The following is a 9,334-nucleotide window of genomic DNA, read 5'->3' on the forward strand; positions in this document are numbered from 1 at the left end:
AATCTCTAGCAGTACCGCCGTCGGATCGCCGCGAAAGCTCCTACCGACCTTGTCGATCTCGTCTAGCACGATGACAGGATTCATCTGCTTTGCCTCTATCAGCCCCTGTACGATACGACCGGGCATCGCGCCTATGTAGGTGCGGCGGTGTCCGCGCAGCTCGTTTACATCCTCAAGCCCGCCCAAAGCCACGCGCACTAGCTCGCGTTTTAGCGCCTTTGCGATGGAGTTTGCCAGACTCGTTTTACCGACGCCCGGAGGCCCCGCAAAGCACAATATCGCGCCGTTATTTACCTTGCCCGCGACGCCTCGTAGCTGTAAAAGCTCGCGCAGAGCAAAATACTCCTCTATCCTATCTTTTGGCCTCTCAAGCCCGTAGTGATCGGCGTTTAGCTGCTTTGCGACCTCTTGCACGCTTAGTTTTTTGTTCGCCAGACTTTCAAACGGCACCTCTACGACCCAGTCGAGGTAGCTTTGCGTCGTGTTTGCGTCGGCGGAGTCAGGATGCATGCGCGATAGTTTGTCGATTTGCTTTTTTATCTCCTTATACGCGTCCTCGCCCATAAATTTTTTCTTAGCTTCCAGCTTTTTGCGGTACTCCTCGATCTCCTCTTCGCGGCTCGTGTCGGAGCCGAGCTCTTGCTGGATCTGCTTTAGCTGCTCTTTTAGGAAATACTCCTTATTTACCTTATCGATCCTTGAGTGGACTTTGTTTTTTATCTCGCGCTGGAGCTTGTTTGCCTCGATTTCCTCGATGACATAGTCGATGAGTTTTAGTAGCTTTTGCTCCAAATTTTCCTCGATAAAAAACTCGTACGCCGTCTTTTTCTTTAGCCTTAGCGAGCTTAAGATGAGATCACAAACGCGGCTGGGCTCGGCGCTCTCTTCTATCGTTTTTAAAAGATCGGGCGGGAAAAAGTGGCTAAGCGCGGCCAGATCTCGCACCTTTTCGCGAAGTACGGTTAGTAGCGCGTCGCTTTTGGTGTTTTCGGGTCTTTTTTCGTGCAACACGTCTACAACGGCTTGCAATGGCTTTGAGGATACTTTTGAGACTATGCGGCCTTTGCTAGTTCCTTGAAATAAAATTTTCACTCTACCATCCGGTAGCGGTACTCGCCTCATCACGGTGCCTATGACGCCGGCGTCGTAGATGGAGTCAAATTCTCGTGCACCTTCATTTTGCGCTTTCGTCGGCACGACTAAGATGGGGCTTTGCGACTCGAGGGCTAAATTTAGCGCCTCGATATTTTCCTCGTCGCTCAAAAAAAGCGGCGTGATCATAAAAGGATATAAAAATAGCTCGTCCTCTACGATGACAGGTAGCTGCGCCGGGAACATTTTTGATTCGTAAATTTGCAAATTTAGCTCCTATTCAAACATTTTTCTATACCAAGGAAGCTGCGGAAGCACGATATTTGCGTCGTTTAACGGCGAAGCTTGCACCTTTTCTTTATAAATTTGCGCCGACTCATCCCTACCTGTGCGCTCGTACAGATCGGCTATCTGCACGTCTAGGTTGTATATCGCGAGCTTAAATTTAACCAGCATAGTTTCGATCAGCGGGCGATACTGCGTGTTTGGGTAAATGTAGAGAAATTTTTCTATCTCGGCGATACTGTCTTGCATTAGCTTTTGGTTTCGATTGGGTTGCGAGAATGAGTCAAAATTCGCTTTTATTTTTAAATACTGCGCAAATTCGCTCCTAGGGCCACCGTCGCCGTATCTTTTGAGGTATTCATCGAGGTAAAAATTCGCCATCAGATACTCTTCGTCGTTAGCGTGAGCTTGAGCTAGTATCAGTAAAATTTGCTCCAAAAGCGGGCTAGCTACGTGCTCGCTAGACATCGCCGTGTAGTGTTTGTCGGCGCTTTCTAGGTCGCGATTTTTGATATCGCCGATGATCTCAGAGTACCACTGATCAGGCGTTAGATTATAAAGCTCGGTGTATTTGTCGGCACAACCGCCGATTAAACCAACAAAAAATACCGCAGATAAAAATTTAATTAAATTTCTCATACCTTCCCTTAAATTTAAATTTTTTAAAACGGACTATTTTACCATTGTTTTTATTGCTTTTCGGTAAATTTGATTTCATTTTATGCTTAAAAATAGGAAATTTTGGATACAATTCGCGTAAAAAAGTAAATGTATAATTAAGGAGATGTATATGGTTTTTCAAGTCAAAAGTCCGATTTTAGGCTTTGAGCACATCAAAAGTTATGAGTTAAAAGAATTAGATCAGTTTTTCATAAAGCTTCAAAGCATGGACGACGATACATCTTTCACCGCGATAAATCCGTATGCCTTGAGAAATTACGAATTTGAGATACCGACGTACTATCAGGAGCTGATGGACATAAACGACAAAAGCGAGCTAAGGATTTACAACATCATGGTCGTGAGCACTCCGATCGAGACATCTACGGTAAATTTCATCGCTCCTATCGTTTGCAACATGACAAATATGACGCTTTCACAGATAGTGCTTGACGCATGGACATATCCAATGTATAAACAGGCTGAAAAAATTTCGGATTTTATTGAGAAGTAAAAATTTTAAGGAAAACCAAGTGAAAAATTCTAATTTTTTTTTAATTGCGATTTTTTTACTAAGCTCAAGTAGCGCCTTTGCTGTAAAAGATAAAAATCAGCTGGAACATAATTTAGTATCTGCATCATCTAGCAGATATCTAGACAATAAAGAAACCGCCAATCTTCAAAAAAGAGTCATAAATGAAGAAGTAATAGACCAATACGGAGTTAAAAGACTAGAAGAACGAAAGATAATATACGGCGATATAGAGACTATCGGGGCCTCCGTCTTAAGAACCGTAGGCAATAGCTCTCAAGGATACGGCTATAATTACAGGCCTATTTTAAGTTCCACTACGATACATACGTCCATTACAAACGTTGTATTTGAAAAAGAGGATACAAGCTATAGCTTAAACTCATCAAAAGCGACTTTTGACTTTTCCGATAGGAAAAATACCGACGGAGCAAGCATAGCAAATGATATAGTAGGAAAAAGAGTTGTTTATGCTAGACTTTATTGGGCCGGAAGTTTTTCTTTAGGTTGGAGTATTTCAAACGATAACACGGCTAGAGATAAATACTTTGATACGATAAAAAACTTCAATACGATAAGATTCGGAACACCAAAAGGATACTATAATATTACCGCACACGAAAAAGATACGTTTTGGTTTGGGTCGCTCTCAAGTAGGGGCATGAGATTTCAATATCAAACAAGCGCTGACGTTACCGAGCTAGTAAAAGAGTCCCTAGGAAATACCGTAGCAAGCAGAACTTTTAGCGCAGGAAATATAAAAACTCATGATGGAATACCTCCGGGCCTATATTCATACACCGACGGCAAATGGTTTAACAATCTGCAATCCCCTAGATACGGAGGATGGGCACTAGTTATCGTATATGACTTTGGTAGCAAAGACGGTAAAAAAATAAAACCCAAAGGCGTCAATATATTTGACGGCATCAAGCTACTAACGCCGCTAGATTTAAACAAGGGAGCTAGCAGAAGCGCAGACATAACGGTTAGCGGCTTTTATACTCCAGTAAACGGCGCGGTAGTTTCCTCTCTTACCACTCTTTCATTCGGCGCAGCGAGCGAGATCTCCGCCGAAGACATAGAGATTAGAAAAGATAGCCATTCGCCGTATAGTTCAATTTTTGATAGTACCCTAAATCAAAAAGGCGACCAGTTTAACTCCACTATATCTAAATTTAATAAGCATTTAAACCCTAGCAAAAAATATAACGCGAGTATGGATTTAGATACATACGATATTACCGGAAAACTTACCAATAAGCAAACGTCTGCCGACATACGGCTAACTGCAAAAATAATCAAAAGACCTGGTGGCAGCCTACAAGGTGACGAGGCTACCGTGGGTATGCTGGCGTTTTCTACCGATCTATATGTACCGAAAGTATGCTATATAGAAAAGCTATATGTTAGAGACAAAAATAAAACCAGCGAACAAGACTTTGAACCGGTTAGCACCAATGCCGGCAAAAAAACTACCGCAGAAAAGGGAGACACGCTAAGAGTTAGGCTCCAAATAGTAAACAACGGAAACGAAGAGGCTCAAAAACTATCGATCGGTACTGCACTGGATCCAAAAAATTTGACATATATAAACAATACTACGTTTATAAAACCCGACGTCGGAAGAGGAACAGCCTTCGCCGTAGGAGCGGGAGATAAAAACCCAGATAATACAAATTTGCAAACTTATGCCTCAGGTAAACTAAAATTCCTAGTCGGTCAAGGCGCCGGCGGAGGCAACGGCGGTACTATAGGAAGTAGTAACCAAGCTTTTATACAATTTGATACCGTACTAGGAGAGGCTTTTGCTAGAAATTCATATACCGCAAATTTTGAAAATGCGAGCATAAATCTAACATATAAGGGCGCCATAGAAGAGTGCACCGAAACAAAATATCAACTAAGAGTAGGAAGTATAGCATCAAAAGTTGTAAATAAAAAATTCGGCGCATTGGGTAATTCGGAAAATTTATTCACTCAACTTGCCGCAAGAAAATTTGATGTTAAATTAGTAAATTTATTCATAAGCGAAGAAAACGGCAAGGAGGTTAAAAAGCTTGACGATTTTAACTTTGCCAACGATGTTTACGTAGATGTAATAGAAGCAAATAAACCTTGCAATAGTGCACAAAACGTAATCGAAGGCAATAAAACGATTGAAGTACTAAAAACAGACCTTGCTAACAAAAGCATAATAGATCTAAAAAATATCTTAATCAAAAAAGCTTATCCAAATTTGATATTTAGACTTTCATATAAAGACGCGAAAAATATAGACCACAAAGTTTGTAGTTCGGATTCGTTTTCTATAAGACCGAAGGAATTGCGAATTTATAATAGGACAACCAATACGACAAATTTTGGAAGCATGGTCGGAGGACGAGCGTATAAAAATATATGGGTACAAGCCATAGATAATGAAAACAATACAGCAGCTAACTACTCGACAAATATAAAACCTATTACGCTTAGAAGATCGACTCTAGTTCCGGCGACTTGCACGGACAGTTTTGCGTTTTTAAACGGTATAAACCTAGAAGCCGATACCACTAACGGACTAGGAGAAATAAAAATATCCCAAGGCGGCGGCGCTACTAGCGACTTCGTATATCCAAACATAGGACACGTCGCCATACATGCCATAGATACGAAGTGGACAAACGTAGATAGAGGTACCGGCGGCAATCCTAGCGACTGTATAACAAATAGCGATACCACGACAGAAGACGCAAACGGCAAGATAGGTTGCGATACCCAAACTAGAGGCGAGCAAAATTTGCTATTCGTACCAAATGATATAGCGGCGCAAAATTTAACCGTAACTAACTTTGCCGGCGGAAATATGACATATATGTCAAACGTCGCGCCTATGGGAGCAAACGTAACGTTTAATCTAACGGCTAGATTAGGCGATGCCGCTAGGACGGTCGCTACGCTATATCATACCGGTTGCTATTCTAGAAACAATAGCTTTACATTAGGAATCGATCAAATTTTAGGCGACTTTAAAACAAACAACGGCGGTGCGGCGACGCTTGCAGATATTCGAAATGCAATTATATTTTTTGATAACGATCCGCCTAGTTTCGTAAGAAAAGTAAACGCCGTAGCAAACAACGGCGCATATAGCGTAAACGCCAATGCTTTTAACGGCGGCACGGCAAACGTAAACCTAAGACTAAATTTTGCAAGAAGCGTAAATGTACCTAAAAATCCGTTTACTTTAAGCAACCAAAACTTAACGATAGGCAATATATCGGACGCTGACGCCGTAGCCGGCGCCGCATACGCAAAACCTACCGCCGTCAGTACGACGCAATTTTACTACGGTCAAGTATATGCTCCAGACTACATCGGGCCCGCAAGTGGCTTTGATGCGAATGTATTCTACGGCATCTATTGCAATGCATGCAATGTGGCAAGATATTCTTTAATCAATGCAGCTAATGCGCTACCTCAAACAAATAATTGGTTTGTCAATACTACGCATCAAAATATCAACCTTGGAACGCATGGGGCATTTGGACATGCTGCTACAACAACCGCATTAGCACCCAATCCTATAGTTATAGTAAATGGCGTAGAGACCATAAGACTATCAAGTAGAGCAATAATAACAGATGTCATCTCAATGAATGCATCAAGCTGGTTAGTATTCGATCCGATCAATGCAGCAGCAGTTACAAATAGATTTAATGCCACATTCACTAGAGATAATATCGGTATGACATGGGGCGGGCGAGCCTTAAAAGTAGACCAGAAGAATGATGGGGTAGGCACCGTCGTGGGTACGCAAAGCATAGACGGCGGAGCAAATGACCTAAATAATACCGTATCAAACAAACCAAACAAAAGGTTAGACTGGTGAAAAAAAAAGGTTTTTCCTTAATCGAGCTTATATTATCGATCGTAATAGTAGGGTTAACTATGGCGACGGTGCCAAATTTAATTGCAAAAGTATCGGAGAATAATCGCTTGGCCCTTGTTCAAGAAAGCGTCATGGACGGCAAAACTAGGATGGGGTTAGTACTTACCGCTCCATGGGGTTGCACGAACGATATCTCTCTTCAGCTTGCTCCAACTCCTATATTCGGCGGCTTGGCTAATTTTTACGCTTTAAATGGGATAGATGGCACAAGAAGGCGAAACTTTTCTGCAATAGCAAGAGATACTGCATGTGCATCTTGGGAACAAAATCTTGATTCTTATAATAACAATAGGATAAATATGAATAATATCCCTCAAGATGCCGCTACTACCTATAGCAGAGATAACATTATAAGCTCAACCCTTGTAACCAGCGTAAACAACACTAATATGTCAGGAGTGGCAAATCAGGATATAAAACAAGTAACCATCGCTGTTACCACAAATAATACTAGAGCTAATAATAATGGCCATCAAATAATCTTGAGAGCTTACTCAGCAAATATAGGTGATGCGCCTGCGCTTTTAACTAAGGTTTGGTGATAGAAATGAAAAAAGCCTTTACCTTGATTGAACTTATGATGGTTATAGTTATAATGGGAATAATATCCTATGCCGGGGTGGAAATAACCTTGAATATATATAGAAATTATCTTCAAAGTAGGGCTATAAACACTCTAGAAATGCAAACCGAATTAGTTTTAGAGCAAATTGCAAAACGGCTTTCCATTCGCGTTAGAGGCTCAACGATAGGAAAGCAGCTTAGCAATAACGGAAATGGCACATTTGTATCTACCCAAGGAGCTGGATTGGACAACACCTTCCCCATTCTTGAATGGGTAACCTATAGCTACGAAAGTTTTCAAGACGGTAGCTGGACTGGCTTTATAGACCTAAATAATCCAAATACTAGCGCCGCAAAAAACCCTGCAACAAATAGCGGACGACTATCAACGCCTGGAAGTAGGCTTTTGGTGCAAAATTTACAAACTGATCCAGCTTCCGCAAATCAAAACATACGAGATCTTACCAATGGACGGGCCAGTTTAAACAATGGAAATATAGGTTTGATATTTAAAGGTACGGGTCTAAATGTAAATTCATCTTTCGGCTATAATCGCACAAACGCACAGTCTATAGCTTTGGTTACAAAGAATACCGCCGACACCGTATTGAGTATTAGAAATTATAGAGGTCAGCTTATTTCTGAACAGTATTATCTGCTTCATACCGCTTATGCAGTGGTCCCTGGTCAAGCTAGCGCTAACGGAGATTTTAACTTATTGCTTCATTATAATTTTCGCCCATGGGCAGGAGAAGAATACAATGACGGAAGCTCGGATATACTAGCTACAAACGTAACAAGATTTAATTTTACAGAACTCAATAATGTCATGGTTTTAAAGCTATGCATAAGAGATGCCGGAAGATCGCTTGGTAACGGCGAAGAGGAAACTACCGTATGCAAAACAAAGGCGATATACTAATGAGAAAAGGTTTTAGTTTAGTTACTGCGATTATTTTTATAGTTTTAATAGCTACTTTAGGCATGTTTTCATTAAATATCTCGGCGACTACAGCAAGACAAACCACTCATATTTTTTTGCGAGAACAAGCAGAACTTCTGGCTCAGGGCGCTACAGAGATAGCTATTTTTAATCTCCTACGGGTGGATTTTACGCAAGCAGCAAACTGTGCAAGCTTAGACAGAAATGCGGTGATAGTCCCGCAAACGTTTTATCCTACCGGAGTTCAAAACACATCCTTATTTGATATCAGAGTAACCATAAACAGGGTATTTGGTACTATAGGAGCTTGCGACGGTACTGCCGGTAGAGGTACGGCAGTAATCCCGATATCTACCGCTGCATCTGCCGGAACGGTTATATTAGACGTAGTCGTTAGGTCGGCAAATGCCAATGTCCCGCCGATAAGAATTCACAGACGCACGATTCAAAAGCTCTAAAATAATACTTTATATGCTATAATGTTAGCACTTTAACGTAAAGGAGAGATGATGAATCTAAGCATCGTAGGTAAACAATTTGACCTAACAGACCCAATCAAACAACATATAGAAAACGCATTTGATGCGCTTAACAAATACGGACTGGATATTATTTCGGGTCGTTGCGTAGTTTCTGCGGACGAAAAAAACGGCAAAAAAGGCTTTAGCGTAGAATTTGCGCTAAATTTGGCAAAAAAAGACACGATCGTAATCCGCCACAAAGATAAAGATCTATACGCTGCAGTCGATCTTGCGCTTGAACGCGCGTCAAAAGTACTTCGCCGCGAGCACGACAAAAACACAACCGTCAAAAATAAAGACGATGGCAAAGCTGTTAGAGCTGCGATTGCCGACGAACATATAAACGACGGCGAGGTAGATGAGATAATACCTATGGAGCTTGAGCTATATAAACCACTAGAGATAGAGGAGGCTATGCAAAAGCTAAAAGATAGCGATGCACAGTTTTACGTATTTAACGATATGGACGCCAAAATGCGCGTGATCTACAAACGCTCTGACGGCAAATTCGGACTTTATTAATCAAATTTAGGCGAGATAAACTCTCGCCTTCTTACTTTTTAAATCCACAAAGATACCAATCAAAATTCAATCATTCTTGTTGCCGACTTCATAGTAAATTGCTTAAATTTTATGAAATAAATCTCAAATTTCAAAAACTATCAACGATAAAGAATTTTACATAATACAGATAAAGCGCTTTTAACGGAAAGATTTTTAGGTAAAATCAAAATTTGAAAGATATTTTTAAAGGCTCAAGATAAGTTAAAAACTTTCAAAGGAGTTTTTAACTATGATCCTGTCGA

At 41.0% G+C, this 9,334-nt stretch carries 8 protein-coding genes; 6 read left to right on the forward strand and 2 right to left on the reverse strand.

Annotated elements, in window-relative coordinates; genetic code table 11:
• Together Q0314_RS03660 and bamD are read right to left on the reverse strand one after the other, a co-directional pair.
• Positions 1-1,359: LON peptidase substrate-binding domain-containing protein (locus Q0314_RS03660; protein ID WP_298056609.1), on the reverse strand; the 1,359-nt coding region annotated here is incomplete at its 3' end.
• A 9-nt stretch (positions 1,360-1,368) separates the two neighbouring features.
• Positions 1,369-2,016 carry an outer membrane protein assembly factor BamD gene (gene bamD, locus Q0314_RS03665; RefSeq protein WP_298056612.1) on the reverse strand — a complete coding sequence of 216 codons (648 nt, stop codon included), beginning with the start codon at positions 2,014-2,016 and terminating at the stop codon, positions 1,369-1,371.
• A 151-nt stretch (positions 2,017-2,167) separates the two neighbouring features.
• Between bamD and fliW the strand changes: the two genes are divergently transcribed.
• Genes fliW through raiA form a run of 6 tightly spaced genes read left to right on the forward strand, consistent with a single transcriptional unit; the run spans position 2,168 to position 9,050 of the window.
• Entirely contained in the window at positions 2,168-2,551 is a 384-nt protein-coding gene (gene fliW, locus Q0314_RS03670) for a flagellar assembly protein FliW (RefSeq protein WP_298056615.1), read from the forward strand.
• A gap of 19 nt (positions 2,552-2,570) precedes the next feature.
• A complete protein-coding gene (locus tag Q0314_RS03675; protein WP_298056618.1) occupies positions 2,571-6,440 on the forward strand; it encodes a hypothetical protein in 3,870 nt (1,289 codons plus the stop codon).
• The gene (locus tag Q0314_RS03680; protein WP_298056621.1) at positions 6,437-7,042 is read left to right on the forward strand and encodes a type II secretion system protein; all 606 of its coding nucleotides are present in this window, start codon (positions 6,437-6,439) and stop codon (positions 7,040-7,042) included. The genes Q0314_RS03675 and Q0314_RS03680 overlap by 4 nt, the downstream gene beginning before the upstream one ends.
• A gap of 5 nt (positions 7,043-7,047) precedes the next feature.
• Positions 7,048-7,986, forward strand: a complete 939-nt coding sequence (locus Q0314_RS03685; RefSeq protein WP_298056630.1) for a type II secretion system protein — start codon at positions 7,048-7,050, stop codon at positions 7,984-7,986.
• Positions 7,986-8,465, forward strand: a complete 480-nt coding sequence (locus tag Q0314_RS03690) for a hypothetical protein (protein ID WP_298056623.1) — start codon at positions 7,986-7,988, stop codon at positions 8,463-8,465. The genes Q0314_RS03685 and Q0314_RS03690 overlap by 1 nt, the downstream gene beginning before the upstream one ends.
• Positions 8,466-8,516: 51 nt before the next feature.
• Positions 8,517-9,050, forward strand: coding sequence for a ribosome-associated translation inhibitor RaiA (raiA, locus tag Q0314_RS03695; RefSeq protein ID WP_298056627.1), 534 nt, complete (start codon positions 8,517-8,519; stop codon positions 9,048-9,050).
• The last annotated feature ends 284 nt before the right edge of the window (positions 9,051-9,334 follow it).

The organism is uncultured Campylobacter sp., assembly GCF_938040115.1.
Lineage (GTDB): Bacteria > Campylobacterota > Campylobacteria > Campylobacterales > Campylobacteraceae > Campylobacter_A.

Bases quoted from the DNA above. Each gene is read 5' to 3' on its own strand.
- bamD (WP_298056612.1), bottom strand. From the start codon at position 2,016: ATGAGAAATTTAATTAAATTTTTATCTGCGGTATTTTTTGTTGGTTTA.
- fliW (WP_298056615.1), top strand. From the start codon at position 2,168: ATGGTTTTTCAAGTCAAAAGTCCGATTTTAGGCTTTGAGCACATCAAA.
- Q0314_RS03685 (WP_298056630.1), top strand. From the start codon at position 7,048: ATGAAAAAAGCCTTTACCTTGATTGAACTTATGATGGTTATAGTTATA.
- Q0314_RS03690 (WP_298056623.1), top strand. From the start codon at position 7,986: ATGAGAAAAGGTTTTAGTTTAGTTACTGCGATTATTTTTATAGTTTTA.
- raiA (WP_298056627.1), top strand. From the start codon at position 8,517: ATGAATCTAAGCATCGTAGGTAAACAATTTGACCTAACAGACCCAATC.